This window comes from Natronospira sp., from assembly GCF_007134575.1.
Classification (GTDB): Bacteria; Pseudomonadota; Gammaproteobacteria; order Natronospirales; family Natronospiraceae; genus Natronospira; species Natronospira elongata.
The window spans coordinates 1-19,331 of sequence record NZ_SLKM01000011.1 but is presented as its reverse complement, the minus strand read 5'-3'; the positions used below and the strand labels follow the sequence as shown (position 1 = coordinate 19,331).

The window sequence follows — 19,331 nt, the reverse complement described above, 5'->3', positions numbered from 1 at the left end:
TCAGCTTTATTATCAGATTGCCATTCATGGCCGACGGGACCTGCCGTTGGCGCCAGAGCCCCGGGCCGGTCTGGAGATGACCCTGCTCCGGATGCTGGCTTTCCGCCCCGATACTGCCGAAGAGGGCAGTGCCGGTTCACCCCCCGGGGGCCGGCGTAGCAGACCGGGGGGTGTGAGCTCAGGGGGACAGTTTGCCCCGAAGTCGCAAAATCCCGACCGTTCGCCCTCCAGGGCAGCGGAGTCAGCGTCGGCGCAAGATTCAGTCATGGAGGGGCCGGCGGCCGAGCGTGCTCAAGCGACGCCTTCCGAGCCCGCTGCCGTGGCGCCGGATACTGCCGGGCCCGCATCAAGTGGCGACAAGTCGCCGCCTGGCAATTGGTCGGCCCTGGTCGATGGCCTGGGTCTCAAGGGGCTGGCCCGCCAGTTGGCGGACAATTGCCAGCTGGAAGGCTGGGATGGCGACAATGCCCGCCTGCAGATTGATCCCGCCGGGGCACAGTTGCAGACCCCGGGGGCGGTGGGTCGCCTGGAAAAGGCGCTCGGCCGCTTTCTGGGTCGGCCGGTGAAGGTCCGTATTCGGGTGACCGAGGCGCTGGAAGACACGCCGGCACGTCAGCAGCAGGCCCGCCAGGAGGCCCGTGAGCAGGAGGCCCGTGAATCCATTGAGCGGGACCCCAATCTTCAGGCGCTGCGTGAGGAGTTCGGCGCAGAGCTGGAGCCACGTGCGGTCAGATTCCGTGCCCCCAAGGGGAATGATCAGGCGCCTTCCTGACTCTAAGGAACCTCATGAGGTTCCTTAAGCACTGATCAGAGATTCTCGACACGACGCTAGCAGATTCATGATGATCGGAGGTGACATGAAAGGTGGACTCGGCGGCCTGATGAAGCAGGCCCAGCAGATGCAGGAACAGATGAAGAAGGCCCAGGAAGAACTGGCCAATGTGGAAGTCACCGGCAGCGCCGGCGGTGGCATGGTGGAAGTGGTGCTCAGTGGCCGCCATGAGGTGCGCCGGGTGAGCATTGATGATTCAGCCATGGAAGATGACCGGGAAATGCTGGAAGACCTGATTGCCGCGGCTTTCAATGACGCGGTGCGCAAGGTTGAAGAGACGACCCAGGAGAAGTTTGCCGGAATGAGCAGTGGCCTGGGCGGCATGATGCCGCCGGGCATGAAATTGCCGTTCTGAACCCGGGATGATCTTTTCTCGCCACCTGCAATCCCTGATCGATGCCCTGCGGGCCCTGCCCGGGGTCGGGCCCCGCTCGGCTCAGCGCATGGCTTTCCACATTCTGGAGCGGGACAGGGAAGGGGGCCAGGACCTGGTTCGGGCTCTGACGGCGGCCCTGGACAACGTCAGCCAGTGCGGCCAATGTCGGATGCTGAGCGACGAACCCCTTTGTGGCGTCTGTCGCAGTGACAGGCGGGATGCCGGTTTGATCTGTGTGGTGGAGAGCCCAGCCGATGTAATGGCGATTGAGCAGGCCACGGATTACAGTGGCCGTTATTTCGTGCTCATGGGCCACCTCTCGCCCCTGGACGGGATCGGACCCGAGGAGCTGGGCCTGGAATTGCTGGAACAGCGTCTGGCCTCTGGCGAGGTCAGGGAGCTGATTCTGGCCACCAATCCCACGGTGGAAGGTGAGGCCACGGCCAGTTATCTCATGGACCTGGCTCGCAGTTGCCAGGTGCGTGCCAGCCGGATCGCGCATGGTGTGCCCATTGGTGGTGAGCTGGAGTACGTGGATGGGGGCACCCTGTCCCATGCTTTCCAGGGGCGGCTGGAGATCAAGTAATGGAATCCTGAGGGCAGATGGGAGCCAGCAATGAGTGAAGACAGCATTTTTGGGAAGATTGCCCGCGGCGAGATGGATGCCGACGTGGTCTATGAAAACGAGCAGGTGATTGCCTTTCGGGATATCAATCCTCAGGCCCCCACCCATGTGCTCGTCATCCCCCGCAAGCCCATCGCGACCATCAATGACCTGGAGCCCGGGGACCGGGAGCTGGTGGGCGAGATGTTTCTGGCCGCCAAGGAAGTGGCACGGCTGGAGGGGCTGTCAGAGTCCGGTTACCGGGTGGTCATGAACTGCGGGGAGGGTGCCGGCCAGACGGTCTTTCACATCCATCTTCATGTCCTCGGTGGGCGGGACCTGAAATGGCCGCCCGGCTAGAGCGGGTGTTTTTCCGGGCCAGGGGGCGGCTGACGGCCCTGTTGGTTTTCCTGCTGTTGCTCGCCGTGCCATCGGCCGTCCCCGCTTCCCTGAATGAAACAGGGGAAAGGGAGGCGAAGGTGGCGTGGCTCAAGGGGGTGGCGGCCAATCATCTCTGGCTCGGTATACCTCGTGAGATTGCCGCCAGTACCCGCCTGCGGATTCAACCCGAGCCCAGCCGCCTGGTGTCGGTCGGGCGCGGCATATACGGGCGGCAGCATCGATTGGCGCCTGAAGCGGCTCTGGCCTTTGAGATCATGCGTCAACACGCAAGAGACCAGGGTGTGTCGCTATTACTGGTCTCCAGTTATCGCTCCGTCGATTATCAGGCCGAGCTTGTGGCCCGCCGACTGGAAGAGGGGCGGGACAAACTGCGGATATTTCATGGTTTGGCCCTGCCGGGGTACAGCGAGCACCACAGTGGCTGTGCCGTGGACCTGGCGACGGATGACTACCGGCAACTGGGTCAGGACTTTCGTGAAACGGCAGCCTACGCCTGGCTCAGGGCCAATGCCCGTGATTACGGCTTCCGGGAAAGCTATCCCCGCAACAACAATCAGGGCATCATGCCCGAGCCCTGGCATTGGTATTTTTTCGCCTGCGCCAGGTGAGGGGCCCTTAACCGGACCTGGAGATTGTCGGGTCCCGCTCCTTCAGCGCCTGCATCTGCTCTCTCAAGCGACAGTAGCTTCGGTAGCGTCGGGGACTGATGTGGCCGCTGTCCACCGCCTCTCGGACCGCGCAACCGGGTTCCCTCTGGTGCTGGCAGTCGTTGAATCGACAGCCCACTCCTGCCTCGCGGATCTCCCGAAAAAGCCCGGAGACGGATTCCGGCGGGATGGCAGACAGATGAAAGTCGCGGACGCCCGGGGAGTCAATGAGGCTGGCCTGGTGATCGGGCAGGCGATGGAGGAAGGCGGTTGTGGTGGTATGTCGTCCTTCCCCCGACTTATCGGAGACTGCGCCGGCTCGCGCCACATCTTCGCCCATCAGGCGGTTGAGCAGGGTGGACTTGCCCACGCCCGATTGCCCCACCAGGGCCACCGTATGGCGCTCCAGATGGCGGGCCAGCGTATCCACACCCTCGCCACTGGCGGCTGATACCCGAAACACGGGGTAACCCAGTGGCGGGAATTCCTCCAGCCATTCCGGCCCCTGGTCATCGGCCAGTTCCACCTTGTTGAATACGATCATGGCGCCAAGCCCGGAATATTCGGCGGCTGCCAGATAGCGGTCGACAATGCCCGGTTCGGGGGCCGGTTCCGGCGCAATGACCACGATCAGGGTGTCGAGATTGGCAGCCAGGATCTGCCGCTTGCGTCCGCCACTGGCCTGGCGGCCCAGCTCCGTGTGACGAGGCAGGATGCTGGCAATGACGCCGGCGTTGCCACTTCCACGGTGGATCTCCACAAGATCCCCTGCGACAGGTTTCAGCCGCTTGCCCTTGATACTGCATTCTTCCCGGTGGCCCGACTGTGTCTCCACCAGGGCGTGGCTGCCGTAGCTCGCGATGACCCGTGCCTGTTCCTGCATCCTGCCAAGTCCCCTGTATCCCAGTTTCGGCTGCTAGAATGAAGTCCGGTTCATCCCGAGGAGAGGGAATAATGGCTCAGGACCCGGAAAACCTGATCTGGATTGATCTCGAAATGACTGGGTTGGATACCCAGAACGACAAGATCATTGAGATTGCCACGATCGTTACCGATAAGCATCTTAACACCCTGGCGGAAGGCCCGGTTCTTGCCATCCACCAGCCAGAGGCGGTCATGGCAGGCATGGACGAATGGAATACCCGCCAGCATGGCGGCTCCGGATTGACCGAGCGGGTGAAACAAAGCGATATCAATGAGGCCCAGGCGGAAGCGCAGACTCTGGAATTTCTGGCCCGGTGGGTACCGGAACGGGCCTCACCCATGTGTGGCAATAGCATCTGCCAGGATCGGCGCTTCCTCGCCCGGGAAATGCCAAAGCTGGAGGCCTTTTTTCATTATCGCAACCTCGATGTAAGCACGCTGAAGGAGTTGGCGAAGCGCTGGGCTCCCGAGGTGGCTGCCGGCTTCAACAAGCAGTCCAGTCATCTGGCGCTGGATGATATCCGCGATTCCATTGCGGAGTTGCAGCACTACCGGGAGCACTTTCTCAAGACCGATGTTCCGCACTACGAGCCGTGAGTGAACTACCGGTTTCGCCCGCCTGCGAGCGCAACAAGGGACCGATCCAGGCGGTTCTGAAGTGTGTGTTCGAGCAGCCCGGAGTGATTCTTGAAATCGGCAGTGGTACCGGCCAGCACGCAGTGCATTTTGCCCGTGAGTTGTCCCATCTGGTCTGGCATACCTCCGAGCAGCCAGGAGCTTTATCACCCGTCCAGGCATGGCTGGCCAGCGCGAGATTGTCCAATCTGCATGGGCCCCATGCCCTGGATGTGAGTGCCGCAGAGTGGCCACTGTCCCGGGTGGACGGCGTCTTTTCCGCCAACACTGCCCATATCATGCACTGGCCCGAGGTGGTTGCCATGTTCCAAGGCGTTGGACGCATTCTCGTCGCTGGCGGTCGCTTTTGCCTGTATGGGCCCTTCATGCGGCATGGTGAGCATAACAGCGAGAGCAACCGGGCTTTTGATGCCAGCCTGCGCCAGCGGGATCCCGGCATGGGGATCCGGGACATCGAAGATCTCAACCGCCTGGCCGGTGATGCCGGTCTGAGCTGGGTGGCGGAGCATGCCATGCCGGCCAATAACCGCCTGCTGGTCTGGCAAAAGGCGCCGGAACGGCCAGAGGAGGGTGCATGACCGGGCATTCGGGGGTTTGGCCTGATTCGACGACGATTGAGGCGGCCGCTGCCCGCATCCGCCCGCACACGTTCCGGACTCCGCTGCTTGCCAATGCTGCCCTGAGCGAGGCAGTGGGTACCGAAATCCTGCTCAAGTGCGAAAATCATCAGGCGGGTGGGGCCTTCAAGGCCCGTGGCGCCTGCAATGCGGTATTTAGCCTCAGCGAAGAGGAGGCGGCCTGCGGCGTGGCGACCCACTCCTCCGGCAACCACGCCATTGCCCTGGCGCGTGCCGCCCGGCTTCGTGGTATCCCGGCCCATGTGGTCATGCCCGAGGGAGCTGCCCGGGCCAAACGGGCGGGCGCGGCGGCCGAGGGTGCCCGGATTTTCGATTGCCCGCCGACCATGGAAGGGCGTATTCAGACACTGGAGGCGGTGATGGCCGACACCGCTGCGACTCTCGTCCATCCTTACGAGGACCCCCGGGTGATCGCCGGCCAGGGAACCGTCGGCCTGGAACTGGCCGCCAGCCTGCGGGCGGGTGACACTGTGCTCGTGCCCCTGGGGGGTGGGGGATTGATCAGCGGCGTGGGTCTCTATCTGCGTCAGCAGCGATCGGATGTACGCCTGATCGGGGTCGAGCCGAGTGGTGCCGATGACGCCCTGCGCTCCCTGCGCGCCGGTCGGGTGGTGCCGGTCAGCCCGAACACCATCGCCGATGGCTTGCGGGCAACTGTGGGAGAACTGAATCGGCAGATCATTGATCAGGTAGTGGACGATATCCTGACCGTGGAAGACGAGGCAATCCTGGCCGCCATGGAAGCTGTCTGGCGGCACAGCCATATGCAGGTCGAACCCTCCGCGGTGGTGGGTGTTGCCGCTCTCATGGCCGGGCGATTACGCCCCGCCGGGCGGGTTATCAGCATCCTCACAGGGGGCAATGTGGACGTGGGGGCCTTCGATTTCTGGCAGGGGTCGGTGCAAGCGTGACATTCTTGCCTTCGGGCGGTCTGAGGAAAGGACAGGAGGCATAATGGCCTGTCGCTTTTGCCGCCAGGTGGCGGGGAGGATGGTGAGATGAGTAAAGAATCACCAGTGGTTGCTCAAGGAACAGAAAAGGGTGGCAGGCACTTCGGAGCCTGGCGGATCGGCTTTCTGTTGCCCTATCTGCTGCCGCCATTGCTGATTGTCGGTGTCGCTCTCGGCGGCGCCTGGGCTTTTCTGCCGGTGTTGGTGGTTTTCGGGCTGATTCCCCTGCTCGATATGGCACTGGGGCGAGACCGGGCCAATCCCGACGAAGAGGCGCTCGAGACTCTCCTCCGGTCTCCCTACTATCGCTTGATACTCCTGCTTTGGCTGCCAGTACAGTATGCCCTCATCACCTGGGCAGTCTGGCAGGCGGGACAGGGCCTGGATTGGTTGACCCTGGCCGGACTGGCCATTTCCACCGGCGTGCTCAGCGGTGGCGTGGGCATTACCGTTGCCCACGAACTGGGGCACAGTCGTCGGCCCCCGGATCGCGCCGTGGCCAGACTGTTGTTGGTCAGCGTGGCTTATCTGCATTTCCTGGTGGAGCACAATCGCGGGCATCATGCCCGGGTGGCGACCCCGGATGATCCGGCCACCGCCCGCTTTGGGGAGAGCTTTTACCGTTTCTGGCCGCGCACGGTGCTGGGAAGCTGGCAGAGTGCCATGGGCTTTGAGCGTGAACGCCTGGACAAGGCCGGCCTGCCGCGTTGGCATCCCCGCAATCAGATGATCTGGGCAGTGCTGGGCCCTCTGGGTCTGGCCATTGCCGCCTGGCTGCTGGCAGGCGGCGCCGGTCTGCTGCTGTTTCTTGTTCAGGCCTTTGTCGCTTTCAGTCTTCTGGAGCTGGTCAATTACATCGAGCACTATGGACTGGAGCGCCAGCGTCGACCCAATGGTGGTTATGCCAAGGTGGATATCCATCATTCCTGGAATGCCAGTGAGCGGTTCACCAATCTGCTCCTGTTTAACCTTCAGCGACATTCGCACCATCATGCTCACAGCCTGACCCCCTATCAGGCCTTGAAGCATTTTGATGAAAGCCCCCAGCTGCCCAGCGGTTATGCCGGGATGATTGTCCTCGCCCTGATTCCGCCGCTGTGGCGGCGTATCATGGACCCGCGGGCTCGCCATTATCGCGAGCAGGTCCTCGGCCTGAACAAGGAGTCGATATGAAGTCTGTGATGCCGTCCTTGCTTGTGCTGCTCCTGGCGCCAGGGTTGATTTTGGCTGCCGACAGTGGCGTCGAAGGTCTCTGGTGGACCGAAGATCGGGAGGCGGTGGTGGAAACCCGCATCGTTGATGAGCAATTGACCGGGCGAATCATCTGGCTCGAGCAGCCCTACCATGACGATGGGGACCGGGAAGGGGAGTTGCTCCGAGACCGGGAGAACCCGGAATCGGATCGCCGTGATCAACCGGTGCTGGGCATGACCATTCTCTCGGGATTTGAAAAACACCGGGAAGGCGATTGGCGGCGTGGTGAGGCCTATGATCCGGATAACGGTCGAACCTACAGCGCCCGTGTTCGTCTGCAGGATGACGGCGCGACCTTGCGGCTTCGCGGTTATGTCGGGAGCCCGGTATTTGGCCGCAGTGCTCACTGGGAAAGGCTTGAGGGACAACCGCCCCGGGATAGCGGCATGCATGTGGATGAACTGGGAGAGCGTCAATGATTGAAGATCCAGCCAGTCGGGATCACGAGGACCATCACCTGCAACTGCGAAACCTTCACCACGACGACTATGAAGACGTGGCGGAGATCATGAATCAGGTCTATGCCGGCATGGGTGGTGCCTGGGACCGGGACGAATTCAACGCCCTCCTGGCCCGTTTTCCGGAAGGGCAGATCGGCATGGAAGACAAGGGCAAAGTGGTTGCCGCCGCCATCACCTTGATCGTGGACTACGGTCGCTTTGGTGATCACCACAGTTATCGCCAGATCACCGGTAACGGTACATTCTCCACTCATGACCCCACAGGTGACGTCATGTACGGGGTGGATGTTTTTGTTCACCCTGAATACCGTGACATGCGGTTGGGCCGGCGCCTCTATGATGCGCGCAAGGAGCTATGCCGGAATCTCAATCTGCGGGCGATTGTCGCTGGTGGTCGAATCCCGGGTTATCGTGATCATGCCAATGAAATCTCACCCGAGGAATATATTGAGCTGGTCAAAAGGCGGGAAATCCGCGACCCCATACTCAGTTTCCAGTTGGCCAATGACTTTCATGTGCGGCGGGTGATTCGCGACTACATTCCGGATGACGATGCCTCACAGGGCTTCGCCACCGTGCTGCAGTGGAACAATATCTTCTATGAGGACCGTTCACCGCCGCTGATTGGTGAGCAGAAGACCAATGTGCGGGTGGGCACTGTGCAGTGGCAGATGCGCCGGGTTCGGTCGCTGGAAGAGCTCATGCAGCAGGCGGAGTTCTTTGTGGATGCCATGGGCGGCTATAACGCCGATTTCGTGGCCTTTCCGGAGCTTTTCAATGCGCCCCTCCTGGGCTTTTTTGATCAGGGCAATCCGGCCGAAGCCATACGGGGCCTTGCCGGTTATACCGAGGAGATCGCGGATGAAATGCAGCAACTCGCGGTCTCCTACAATATCAATATCATCGGTGGTTCCATGCCGGTCTATGAAGACCAGAAGCTCTACAATGTAGCTTTTCTTTTTCGCCGGGATGGGACCCAGGAACGTCAGTACAAACTGCATGTGACGCCCGATGAGCGCGCTTACTGGGGTACGGTAGGGGGGAGTTCACTCAAGGTCTTTGATACGGATGTTGGCAAGATCGGTATTCTGGTCTGTTATGACTGTGAGTTCCCGGAACTTTCCAGGATTCTCATGGATAAGGGAATGCAGATTCTCTTCGTGCCCTACTGGGTGGATACCAAGAATGGCTACTTGCGGGTCCGCCGCTGCGCCCAGGCCAGGGCCGTGGAAAATGAATGCTATGTGGCGATAACCGGCAGTGTGGGCAATTTGCCAAAGATCGAGAATGCCGATATCCAGTATTCCCAGACCGCGGTGTTTACACCAGCGGATTTTGCCTTCCCCCATGACGGGGTAGCAGCGGAATCCACACCCAATACCGAAATGACCCTGATTGTTGATCTGGACCTGGAAAAGCTCAAGGAGCTACGGAACGAGGGCTCTGTGAGAAACTTCCGCGACCGTCGCCTGGACCTTTATCGAATCGATTGGTTGGGGAGAAACGAGGATGAGGATAGGGATATGGAGGGAACCCAGCATTAGGGGCCTTCCGAGCCAGAACCTACTCAAGTGTAGGTCCTGGAACTCGGGGCTGGTGGGCCTGTTCAAACTCGAATAAGCCGGCGGATTTTTCCAAGCAGACGCTCAAAATCGATGGGCTTGTGTTCGTAATCCTCACAGCCGGCATCCAGGGCCTGCTGCCGGTGACCGCTCATGGCGTGAGCTGAGAGACCAACCACCGGGATATCCCGTGTGGCGGGATCAGCCTTGAGTCGTTTAGTCACTTCCCAGCCATCCAGAGTAGGCAGAGTCATATCCATTAGAATCAGGCTGGGTCGGAGAGATCTGGCCGCCTCCAGGGCATCCGGCCCGTCGCGGACGACTGTGGCCTCGATTCCCTCCAGCTTGAGGTGGCGGAGGACGATGTCACTGTTCACATCATTGTCTTCCACAACCAGAATACGGACACCCGCGGCGACCTCTTTGTCACTCTGGTCATTGCCGATCTGTTCGGGAGAGTGACTATCATTGGTGGGGTTGCCATGGGAGGCTGGGCCTTGCCCGTCATCTGGCGCCTTGATTGGCAGTTCCACGGTAAATCGCGAGCCCTTGCCCGGCTGACTGCTGACCGAAATCTCGCCACCCAGTAGATGGCAAAGACCTCGGGTGACGGACAGCCCGAGGCCGGTGCCCCCGAACCGCCGGGAGATACTGTCATCCGCCTGGGTAAAGGAATCGAAGACCCGCCGTGTCTGCTCCGGCGTCATGCCAATGCCGGAATCACTCACGGTGAAGCGCACATGGTCATTCTGACTTTCCGCCGCCAGGTGGATTTCCCCCTGTTCCGTGAATTTGGCCGCATTGGACAAAAGATTAAACAGAATCTGCCGAAGACGCACCGGGTCCGTTTGCATCTGACTCAGCTGTGGATCGCAGTCCAGACTAAGCTGATTGCCGTTCTCTTCCACCTGGGGCTGGATCATCCCCGCCACATCATCAAGCAATTCGGGGATTAGCGTACCGACCACGCGAATCTCGGTCTTTCCGGCCTCAATGCGGGACAGATCCAGCAGTTCATTGATCAGGGTAAGCAGGTGCTGCCCGGCGGAGCGTATCCGTTGGACATCATCGATATAACCGGATAGCCGACTCTGCTCCAGTTCCTTGGAAAGGATTTCGCTGTAGCCAATAATCGCATTCAAGGGTGTCCGTAGCTCATGGGACATCCTTGCGAGAAATTCGCTTTTGATGGCGTTGGCTTTCTCGGCATCTTCAACGGCTTGCTTGAGGTTCTTCTCGGCGATCCGGAGCCGACAGATAGCCTCTTCGGCGCGTATGTTTTCCTCTCGGAGTTGTTCCAGGTGTCTCGCCCGTCCCAATGCAGAGATGGCATGCTCCCGGATTCTCGCCAGATGCTCGGCGTCGCGGCTCTGAAATGCACGCTTGTCCGGCGCATTGGTCAAGATCAGAAAGCCTTCCACATGCTGGTCGATGGAAATCGTCATGGCAATCATGGACACCATGGGCAGTTCACCCCCATGGAGCTCAGCGCTGGTCAGCGGTGGTCGTGGGTCATGCAGATGCACGCCCTTGGCGATTTCCTGGGCGCCACCAGTGAAGCGATCCATTGCCGCCTCGAATTCGAGGTGTTCCGAAGACAGTTCCGAGGCAAGAACACCGTAGCTACTGGCCGCATGGAAATGCCGCGTGCTCGGATCCAGGATCAGTATCAGGCCCTGGTCGGCATTGCCGAAAAAGCCCATGGTTTTCTGTAGCAGCACTGAGAGGACATCATTGAACGAATCTCGGGAATTGATTGCTGCTACGATGCCGTCCAGGGTGGAGAGCTCGAGATTTTTGGCCTCAATGGTTCGATTGGCTTGAACTTTGACGCGATATCGATTCCAGGTGACGCCAATCAGAATGAGCAGTAGCAGACTCCCACCGAGCGCAGAATTGCGGACCAGTGTGTCAAATCGGCGTTGCTCTTCCAGCAGGGCGATCTCCCGTTCCTTGCGGTTGGTTTCAAAGCGGGCATTCATCGCCTCGATTTCCCGCTGTCGTTCAGTATCGAAGAGCTTGGCGCTGGTCTCGTTTGCCTGCCGGCTGTATTCCAGGGCCTGGCGATAGTTCTCCATCTCACCATGGCGGTCGGCGAGATTGCTGTAGAGAATCCGCAGTAGATTGAGTTCTTCCTGCTCTTCGGCAACCTCCAGGCTCTCGTAGTAATAGGGCATGGCTTCTTCCATTTGCCCCGCGTGCCTCAGTATTTGGGCCTTGTTCAGTAGAGAGCGGGCCACGCCGAGGCGGTCCCCAACTTGCTTCTGCAGGGCAACGGCCCGGTCGATCCATTCGAGGGCTTGCTCGGAATCCTCCGCGAAATGATGGAGCACGGCAATATTACTGTAGGTGCCGGCCATGTCCCGGAGATTTCCGGTTTCTTCTCTCAGATCGATACTTTGCCTATAGGCGTCAAGTGCTTCCTCGGTATTGCCTTGCTGGCGTTGCAGGGTGCCCATGTTATTGAGCAGTGTCGCCATTCCATCCAGGTTGCCGGCCGCTTCGTGTTCCAGCATGGACTGCTGGTAGTAATCCATGGCGCGCTCAACATTGCCCTGACTGTCGTGCACCCGGCCCATGCGGTTCAGGGTTTCTGCCCGTCCTGCAAGGTTCTCGCTTCGATCATATAAATCAAAGGCTTGCTGGAAGGCATCCAGAGCCTGTTGATATTCACCTTGATAGAACTTGATGGCGCCGCGCAGCTTGAGCCCGCGGGCGAGCAGGTCGTGTTCCTCCATGCGGTCAAGATAGGAAGCAGCATCGTCCAGCAGCACCAGGGCGTCATCGTGGCCGCCCAGAACCTCCAGGGCCTCGGCGATCACGATCCGGGCCTTGGCCGCCTTGAGTTCGTCATTGGCCTCAAGGGCGATTTCCAGTGCATCCCGGGCCAGTTCCAGGGACTTTGCGGGCTCGCTGTTCCGGAGGTCGGTGGCACGTTCCAGCCGGCTGCCGTCGGCAGAAGAGGGTTGGCTCCAGCCAGCAGAAGCACACAGGAGTAGGGTAAGCAGCAATAGGGTGGAAAGTGGAGTCCGTCGCATGTGCAGCCACGTCATTGTGAATCGCTTCCCCGTCTTGGGGCCAAGCCGGCTTTGGCCACCGGGATCTCAGCTCTCACATTGCCGGACTGGCCGCCTTGGCGCAAGTCGGGCCGGCGTGTCGATCAGGGTTCTCTGCCTGGATTTTCCCCGGCCCGCCTTGCCCCGGTCAACTGGATCTCAAGGATGGTGTGGGGCCAATGACGGCGAACCCGACTTTCCGGGGGAATCGGGGGAGCAGCGAGGGGGAAAAAACGTTCTTCACTGGCTGGAAATTGCTCCAGGTCGAGCTGGAGCGCCTTGTCCATTCGATTCTGCACCCTCAATTCGCTGGCGTGGCCACCCTCCACCTTGACCTGATTCAATTCAAGGACCAGGTCGGCTTCACTTGTCTTCTCCGGTGCCACCCATTGCAGGGACAGCCGCCCATCGCTTGATTCACTGAGGTTCAAGCCGGCTCGCTCTCCACTCATGACACTGACGACGCCACCGGCGAAAAGGGGACCGGCAGGCACCTGAAAGCGCTGAATACGGCCTTCGCCATCGATCAGCTCGATTTCATGAGCCTGACGGCAGGGATTCGCCTCACAGGCGTGTGTGAGCATTTCCTCACGGGAAGGCAACGCCTGACAGGCGGCAAGGAGCAGGGCGAGCAGCATGATCGTCGGATATGAGAGGCAGCGACGGTTCATTGTTTTCGAAAAGTATCCGGAAGCGTTCTGAGGAAGGGCAGAAGGCCCCTCATTCGCCGGCCAAGGCCACGTCCGTTGAAAGCGCTGATGGCCCCTTTCAATCCCCGAAGGCCACGCTCACTGTAGGGAAACCACCAGGGCGTACGGGGCAGAAAATGGAATCGTTCGTCCACCAGGTTGCGCTCCCGGGCCATGGCCAGCATGCCGCTGCGACCATGACTGCGGCCGAGACCGGAATGCCGCGGCCCGCCCCAGCTGATCTCCGGCATGCCATGGGTCATGAGATGGTCGTTGACCGTCACGGTGCCTGCATTTAGCCGTCGGGCCAGTTTACGGCCCCGGCGCCGACTCCGGGTCCAGACCGAGGCCGTCAGGGCGTAGGGGCTTTGGTTGGCAAGTGCTACGGCCTCATCCATATCATTCACGGCCTGAACTGCAATCACCGGGCCGAAAGTTTCTTCCCGCATGATGACCATCGTTTCATCAACGTTGCTGAGCAGGGTCGGTGGGTACCAGTATCCTCCCTGGGGCAGTTCCTGCGGCATGGGCGCCTGGGCCACAATTTGGGCCCCTGCGGACACGGCCTGATCCACCTGCTCAGCAACCTTATCTCGTTGGCGGGCAGTGGTAAGTGGGCCAATATCCGTCTGGTTTCCGTCCGGGAGCCCTACACGCAAACCTTCTACGCGCTGGGCAAGTTCATTCACAAAGCTGTCATGCAGGCGTCGGTCCACGTAGATTCGCTCGACGCCCGCACAGGCCTGGCCGGCGTTCTGGATGCTGGCCCACAGAGCACCGTTCACCGCCCGAGGCATGGGCGCATCATGGCAGACCAGCATGGGATCCTTGCCACCCAGCTCAAATCCAGCGGGGATCAAACGCTCACCGGCGCGGGCCGCCAGCAGGCGCCCCACCGGCACCGAGCCGGTAAAGGCGAGCTTGTCGACGCCGTTGTCCGCCGCCAGCAGCCGTTCACCGGCCCGAACGCCCGGTAGCACCAGGTGCTGCATCAAGCCCGGCGGCAAATCCAGGTTTGCCAATCCCTCCGCCAGGCACTCCCCCACCGGGATGGTCTCAGGTGCCGTCTTGAAGACTACCCCGTTGCCGGCCAGCAGTGCGCAGATGATCTCGTGGGAGGGGATGCCCAGGGGGTAATTCCAGGGAGAAATGATGCCCACCAGACCGTGGGGCAGGTATTCCACCCGTGTTCGCTTTCCGACATAGGCCAGCGTACTCAGGGGAGGGCGCATCGGGCGCAGCCAGCGAGGCGCCATGCGACAGTAATAGCCGGTGGCCAGGGCGGCGGGCAGAATCTCGGTGGTGATGGCATCCTGCCGGGGCTTGCCGGTGCAGCTGGAAATCGTTGTCGCGACCGCCTCGCTGTTTTCGTCCAGCCACCAGGCCAGGGGTCTGATGCGTCTGGCTCTTTCGCGTAGAGGCAATGCGGCCCAGATTTCTTGCGCTTCACGAGCCCTGTTGAAGGCCTCGTCCACAGCCGCATCGCTCATCCAGGCATGTCGTGATAGCAGCTCGCCAGTGGCGGGATTGTGAACCAGGGCTTCATGTTCGCCTTCCGCTGGATTGTGTCGAGTGTTACTCACCGTCCCCGCCCCCGAAATTCATCCATGCTGCGAGTGATGCCCAGCAGGCGCATCAGGGCATCGAAAACCGGTACCGGCAGCAAGCGAGCAGGCCAGGCTGTATACACCAGCCAGGGCATGATGAGCCGACTTCGATTGCGCTGGATTGCCTTCAACGTTCGTCGAACGACCTGTTCCGGTTTTAGAATGGGCAACAGCCAGCGCCAGCGTGTCTTGACGCCGGCGAACATGCCCGTATCCACATAGAAAGGACAGACCACCGTGGTCCGAACCCGACTGCCCCGGTGTTTGAGTTCAAGCCGCAGAGCGTCATCGAAACCCATGGCTGCCCATTTGCTGGCCGAGTAATCCACCAGGCGAGCCGTGCCCACAATGCCGGCGGCGGAAGCGATGGTCACCACATGGCCGTGATCCCGTTCCAGCATGGCGGGGAGAAAAACCCGGCTGAGGTGGATCGGCGCAAGGGCATTGACCCGAAAGGTGCGCTCGATACTGGCGGGATCGGACTGTTCCAGATGCTGGCCGCCCACGATGCCGGCATTGTTGATCAGGATATCCACCGGACCGATGGTTTCCAGTACCTCGGCGGCCAACTGCTCAATGGCAGAGACATCGCTCAGGTCGCAGACCCGTCCGTGGAACCCTTCGCCAAGCTCCTTGCCCAGCTCATCCAGCCCGGCCTGATCTCTGTCCACACCGATGATCTGTGCCCCCTGATCAGCGAGGGCCAGGCAAAGGCCCCGCCCGATGCCACTGGCTGCGCCGGTAACCAGGGCCAGCGAACCCCGTATCTGTGTCATGTTTTCAATATCCTCCTGGGCAGTGGCCGTCTCGGTCAGACTTGCTCAAGGTTAATGCAAAATGGTTGTCCAGATGCAAAAAAGCCGGGCAATCCGTGGATTGCCCGGCTGAAGGCCTGCTGAGCATGGCGGCTGTTCAGTCTTCCAGCGACTGTCCAGCAAGGTGCAGCCAGGTCTCGATCACGGTATCCGGATTCAGGGAAACCGACTCGATTCCCTGATCCAGCAGCCATTGCGCCAGGTCCGGGTGATCCGAGGGCCCCTGACCACAGATACCGATGTACTTGCCCTGGTCCCGGCAGGCCTTGATGGCCATGGACAGGAGCTGCTTCACTGCCGCATCCCGCTCGTCGAAAAGGTGAGCGATCAGGCCGGAGTCCCGGTCCAGACCCAGGGTCAGCTGGGTCAGGTCGTTGGACCCAATGGAAAAGCCATCAAAGTACTCCAGGAACTGGTCTGCCAACAGGGCATTGGAGGGCAGCTCACACATCATGATGAGTTTCAGGCCGTTCTCACCTCGCTTGAGGCCATGCCCTTCAAGCAGCTCGGTCACCTGGCGGGCTTCGTCCACCGTGCGCACGAATGGGATCATGATCTGGACATTTTCCAGGCCCATGTCCTCCCGGACCTTCTTCAGAGCGGCCACTTCCAGTTCGAAGCAATCCCGGAAGTCATCCGAGATATAGCGAGAGGCGCCGCGGAAGCCCAGCATGGGGTTTTCTTCATCCGGCTCGTACTGGCTGCCACCCACCAGGTTGGCATACTCGTTGGACTTGAAGTCCGACATCCGCACAATGACCGGTTCCGGTGCGAAGGCGGCCGCCAGCGTGGAAATGCCCTCGGCCAGCTTGTCGATGTAGAACTGGACCGGGTTGGCATAGCCGGCGGTGAACTCCCGGATGGTGTCCTTCAGGGATTCTTCCTGGCTGTCAAAATTCAGCAATGCCTTGGGGTGAACACCAATCATGCGATTGATGATGAACTCCAGCCTTGCCAGACCAATGCCCTTGTGAGGGATATTGGAGAAGTCAAAGGCCCGGTCAGGGTTGCCCACATTCATCATGATCTTGAGAGGAATATCGGGCATGGATTCAAGGCTGATTTCCTTGCGCTCGAAATCCAGCTCTCCATCGTAAATGTAGCCGGTATCCCCTTCGGCACAGGAGATGGTGACACCCTTGCCATCGCTGATACTGCGAGTGGCGTCACCGCAGCCGACCACCGCGGGGATGCCCAGCTCACGGGCAATGATTGCGGCATGGCAGGTTCGGCCACCGCGATTGGTGACGATGGCCGCCGCCCGCTTCATGATCGGCTCCCAGTCGGGGTCGGTCATGTCAGTGACCAGTACATCACCAGGTTGGACCTTGTTCATTTCGCCCAGGTCGGACACCACACGGGCCTTGCCGGCACCGATACGCTGGCCAATGGCGCGACCTTCACAGACCACCTGGGACTGTTCCTTGAGAACATAGCGTTCAATGGACTGGCCGGCCCGGCTTTTCACGGTTTCCGGGCGAGCCTGAAGGATATAGATCTTGCCGGTTTCCCCGTCCTTGCCCCATTCAATATCCATGGGGCGCTGATAATGCTTTTCGATGGTTACGGCCTGGCGAGCCAACTCAGCGATGTCTTCGTCGCTGAGGCAGAAACGCTTGCGCTCCTCTTCAGCCACTTCCACGGTCCGCACCGACTTGCCGCTGGCCGACTCCTCGCCGTAGACCATTTTTTCCAGCTTGGTGCCCATGGTCCGGCGCAGGATGGGATCCCGGCCCTGCTCCAGAGCCGGCTTGTAGACGTAGTATTCATCCGGGTTGACGGCACCCTGGACGACCATCTCACCCAGGCCATAGGAAGCGGTAATGAAGACCACGTCGGGGAAGCCGGACTCGGTATCCAGGGTGAAGGTCACGCCACTGGCGCCCAGGTCCGAGCGCACCATGCGCTGGATACCTGCTGACAGGGCCACTTCCTCGTGCCGGAAGCCATGATGCACGCGGTAGGTGATGGCCCGGTCGTTGAACAGGGAGGCAAAGACCTCCTTGAGGGCGATCAGGACATTGTCAATGCCGCGAATGTTGAGGAAGGTTTCCTGTTGGCCGGCGAAGGAGGCGTCCGGCAGGTCCTCCGCAGTGGCGGAGGAGCGGACGGCGACGGTGGCATCCTGGCCGTCAACGGCCATCTCCGCATAGGCCTGGCGTACGGCTTCCTCAAGGGCAGGCGGGAAGGGCAGTTCCATCACCCACTGGCGGATCTGAGCGCCCACCCGGGTCAGGGCCTCCACGTCATCGGTGTCCAGATCCGACAGGGCCTGGTTGATTCGGTCCGCCAGGCCATCATGCTGGAGAAACTCACGATAGGCGTCGGCAGTGGTGGCAAAGCCCCCGGGGACCGACACCCCCAGGTCCGACAGCCCGCTGATCATTTCACCCAGGGAGGCATTCTTGCCGCCCACCCGTTCCACATCGCCCATGCCGAGCGTCTCGAGACCGACTACGTACTCGTTCACTGGTCCTGATCCCCTTGTCTAGAGATGCATTTGCTGGAAGACTGGCCGCTTCCAGGGAGGTGGTCGCCCATGGCGGCGCCGAGCGGGCGACGGGCCCGGCGCGGCCCTGGGCAGCGCCGAAGCTCCTGTTGTCCCGCCGAATTATCCCCGAAATCAACGCATAATGACACCGGTGGGGCCGGGGCCGCGCCGATTCGCGAGGAGAATATCATCGTGAGTGACCAAGCCGACAAGCCACGGCGGACCGTGTTCTTCGTGTCCGATCGCACCGGGATTACCGCTGAAACCCTGGGCCACAGCCTGTTGACCCAGTTCGACGGTATCGAATTTCGGCCAGTGACTGTGCCATTTATCGGTACCAAAGACAAGGCAGAGTCGGCGGCTCGCCGCATCAATGAAGCGGCCCGGGAGGAGGGCGCACGGCCGCTGGTTTTCAGTACCCTGATCACCGATGAGTGCCGGGCGATTGTCAAGGCCGCGGACGGCATGTACCTGGACTTCTTCGACGCCTTCATCGGGCCCCTGGAGAAGGAGCTGGGGCTGACCTCATCCCATGCCGCCGGCCGTGCCCACGGGGTGTTCGATGCCGAAACCTATACCCGTCGCATTGATGCCATGAACTACGCCCTGGCCAATGATGATGGCATCACCACCCGGCACTACGATCGAGCGGAGGTCATCCTGGTGGGGGTTTCCCGTTCCGGCAAGACCCCCACCTGCCTCTATCTCGCCCTTCACTATGGCGTTTACGCCGCCAATTACCCCCTGACCGAGGATGATCTGGAGGATGGCAAGCTGCCGCCGGGGCTTGACCAGCACCGCAAGAAATTGTTCGGACTCACCATTGATCCCTCCCGCCTGCAGGATATACGCCAGGAGCGGCGCCCCGACAGCCGCTATGCCTCCATTCGCCAGGTCAACTACGAGGTGCGAGAAGCAGAAGTGCTTTTTCGCCGATACGGCGTTCCCTTCCTGAATACCACCACCTCCTCGGTGGAGGAGATTGCCACCACGGTGCTGCATAGCGCTGGTCTGCAGCGTCGCTTTTATTGATTACCCCCCCCCCCCGTATGGGGGGTGTCCCATGAGCCATTCAGGCTTTGTAATGCAGCGCTTTTGGGGCTAATCTAGGCATACAGGCCATGAATGGAAGTAGCGCCTTTTTGGGCAGTTTCCCCGCCCATCATGCAATTTGCGCAAAGAAGCCCCTTAGGGAGGGTAATGTATGACGACTCGTGTAATCTTGATTCTGGTGGCATCGCTCTTTTTCCTGAGCGCTTGTTTCAGTAGCTCCAGCAGCGATGATGAGAGCCTCACCGAGCGTGACCGTGCCGAGGCGGCGGCCTCCGCTGCAGTCCTGTCTGGTTCCATCGATCCGCCCGATGACGACGATGATGACGAAGGCGTC

General features: G+C 60.6%; 19 protein-coding genes. 13 read left to right on the top strand and 6 right to left on the bottom strand.

All coding sequences use genetic code 11. The features are described from left to right. The 5 genes from ACJWXQ_RS00415 to ACJWXQ_RS00395 all read left to right on the top strand — a co-directional run. A partial coding sequence (locus tag ACJWXQ_RS00415; RefSeq protein WP_406671913.1) for a DNA polymerase III subunit gamma/tau C-terminal domain-containing protein occupies positions 1-772 on the top strand: 772 nt, incomplete at its 5' end. 85 nt (positions 773-857) lie between these two features. Further along, positions 858-1,187, top strand: a complete 330-nt coding sequence (locus ACJWXQ_RS00410; RefSeq protein WP_346049370.1) for a YbaB/EbfC family nucleoid-associated protein — start codon at positions 858-860, stop codon at positions 1,185-1,187. A 7-nt stretch (positions 1,188-1,194) separates the two neighbouring features. Continuing rightward, positions 1,195-1,794 carry a recombination mediator RecR gene (gene recR, locus ACJWXQ_RS00405; protein WP_346049372.1) on the top strand — a complete coding sequence of 200 codons (600 nt, stop codon included), beginning with the start codon at positions 1,195-1,197 and terminating at the stop codon, positions 1,792-1,794. A 30-nt stretch (positions 1,795-1,824) separates the two neighbouring features. Next, a complete protein-coding gene (locus ACJWXQ_RS00400) occupies positions 1,825-2,172 on the top strand; it encodes a histidine triad nucleotide-binding protein (RefSeq protein ID WP_346049374.1) in 348 nt (115 codons plus the stop codon). Continuing rightward, positions 2,157-2,822: a M15 family metallopeptidase gene (locus ACJWXQ_RS00395; protein ID WP_346049376.1), complete on the top strand. Its 666-nt coding sequence runs from the start codon at positions 2,157-2,159 to the stop codon at positions 2,820-2,822. Before ACJWXQ_RS00400 ends, ACJWXQ_RS00395 begins: the two co-directional genes overlap by 16 nt. Before the next feature lie 7 nt (positions 2,823-2,829). Here ACJWXQ_RS00395 and rsgA read toward each other — a convergent pair whose 3' ends face one another. Next, positions 2,830-3,744, bottom strand: a complete 915-nt coding sequence (gene rsgA / locus ACJWXQ_RS00390) for a ribosome small subunit-dependent GTPase A (RefSeq protein WP_346049378.1) — start codon at positions 3,742-3,744, stop codon at positions 2,830-2,832. A 71-nt stretch (positions 3,745-3,815) separates the two neighbouring features. On the opposite strand from rsgA, the gene orn reads away from it, so the two are divergent. From orn to ACJWXQ_RS00360, 6 genes are all read left to right on the top strand, one after another. Beyond that, complete coding sequence (gene orn, locus ACJWXQ_RS00385; RefSeq protein WP_346049380.1) at positions 3,816-4,382, top strand: oligoribonuclease; 567 nt, start codon at positions 3,816-3,818, stop codon at positions 4,380-4,382. Then, a complete protein-coding gene (locus ACJWXQ_RS00380; RefSeq protein WP_406671912.1) occupies positions 4,379-4,999 on the top strand; it encodes a DUF938 domain-containing protein in 621 nt (206 codons plus the stop codon). Before orn ends, ACJWXQ_RS00380 begins: the two co-directional genes overlap by 4 nt. Continuing rightward, positions 4,996-5,970: a pyridoxal-phosphate dependent enzyme gene (locus tag ACJWXQ_RS00375; RefSeq protein WP_346049384.1), complete on the top strand. Its 975-nt coding sequence runs from the start codon at positions 4,996-4,998 to the stop codon at positions 5,968-5,970. The genes ACJWXQ_RS00380 and ACJWXQ_RS00375 overlap by 4 nt, the downstream gene beginning before the upstream one ends. Positions 5,971-6,057: 87 nt before the next feature. Then, entirely contained in the window at positions 6,058-7,182 is a 1,125-nt protein-coding gene (locus ACJWXQ_RS00370; RefSeq protein WP_346049386.1) for an alkane 1-monooxygenase, read from the top strand. After that, positions 7,179-7,682 carry a DUF2147 domain-containing protein gene (locus tag ACJWXQ_RS00365; protein WP_346049388.1) on the top strand — a complete coding sequence of 168 codons (504 nt, stop codon included), beginning with the start codon at positions 7,179-7,181 and terminating at the stop codon, positions 7,680-7,682. Before ACJWXQ_RS00370 ends, ACJWXQ_RS00365 begins: the two co-directional genes overlap by 4 nt. After that, positions 7,679-9,268, top strand: a complete 1,590-nt coding sequence (locus ACJWXQ_RS00360) for a GNAT family N-acetyltransferase (RefSeq protein WP_346049390.1) — start codon at positions 7,679-7,681, stop codon at positions 9,266-9,268. The genes ACJWXQ_RS00365 and ACJWXQ_RS00360 overlap by 4 nt, the downstream gene beginning before the upstream one ends. A 62-nt stretch (positions 9,269-9,330) precedes the next feature. Here the strand turns inward: ACJWXQ_RS00360 and ACJWXQ_RS00355 are convergent, their stop codons facing one another. From ACJWXQ_RS00355 to ppsA, 5 genes are all read right to left on the bottom strand, one after another. After that, positions 9,331-12,324: a tetratricopeptide repeat protein gene (locus ACJWXQ_RS00355; RefSeq protein ID WP_406671911.1), complete on the bottom strand. Its 2,994-nt coding sequence runs from the start codon at positions 12,322-12,324 to the stop codon at positions 9,331-9,333. 122 nt (positions 12,325-12,446) lie between these two features. Further along, a complete protein-coding gene (locus tag ACJWXQ_RS00350; protein ID WP_346049394.1) occupies positions 12,447-13,013 on the bottom strand; it encodes a hypothetical protein in 567 nt (188 codons plus the stop codon). Beyond that, the gene (locus tag ACJWXQ_RS00345; protein ID WP_346049396.1) at positions 13,010-14,614 is read right to left on the bottom strand and encodes an aldehyde dehydrogenase family protein; all 1,605 of its coding nucleotides are present in this window, start codon (positions 14,612-14,614) and stop codon (positions 13,010-13,012) included. The genes ACJWXQ_RS00350 and ACJWXQ_RS00345 overlap by 4 nt, the downstream gene beginning before the upstream one ends. Then, positions 14,611-15,414 (bottom strand): SDR family oxidoreductase, encoded by an 804-nt coding sequence (locus ACJWXQ_RS00340; protein WP_346049398.1) that lies wholly within the window; start codon positions 15,412-15,414, stop codon positions 14,611-14,613. Before ACJWXQ_RS00340 ends, ACJWXQ_RS00345 begins: the two co-directional genes overlap by 4 nt. A 136-nt stretch (positions 15,415-15,550) precedes the next feature. Then, entirely contained in the window at positions 15,551-17,923 is a 2,373-nt protein-coding gene (gene ppsA, locus ACJWXQ_RS00335) for a phosphoenolpyruvate synthase (RefSeq protein WP_406671910.1), read from the bottom strand. Between the two features lie 213 nt (positions 17,924-18,136). Here ppsA and ACJWXQ_RS00330 point away from each other — a divergent pair, with 213 nt between their 5' ends. Continuing rightward, complete coding sequence (locus ACJWXQ_RS00330) at positions 18,137-18,976, top strand: pyruvate, water dikinase regulatory protein (protein ID WP_346049402.1); 840 nt, start codon at positions 18,137-18,139, stop codon at positions 18,974-18,976. 172 nt (positions 18,977-19,148) lie between these two features. Next, positions 19,149-19,331, top strand: a 183-nt coding sequence (locus ACJWXQ_RS00325) for a hypothetical protein (protein ID WP_406671909.1), incomplete at its 3' end; no start/stop codon positions are given.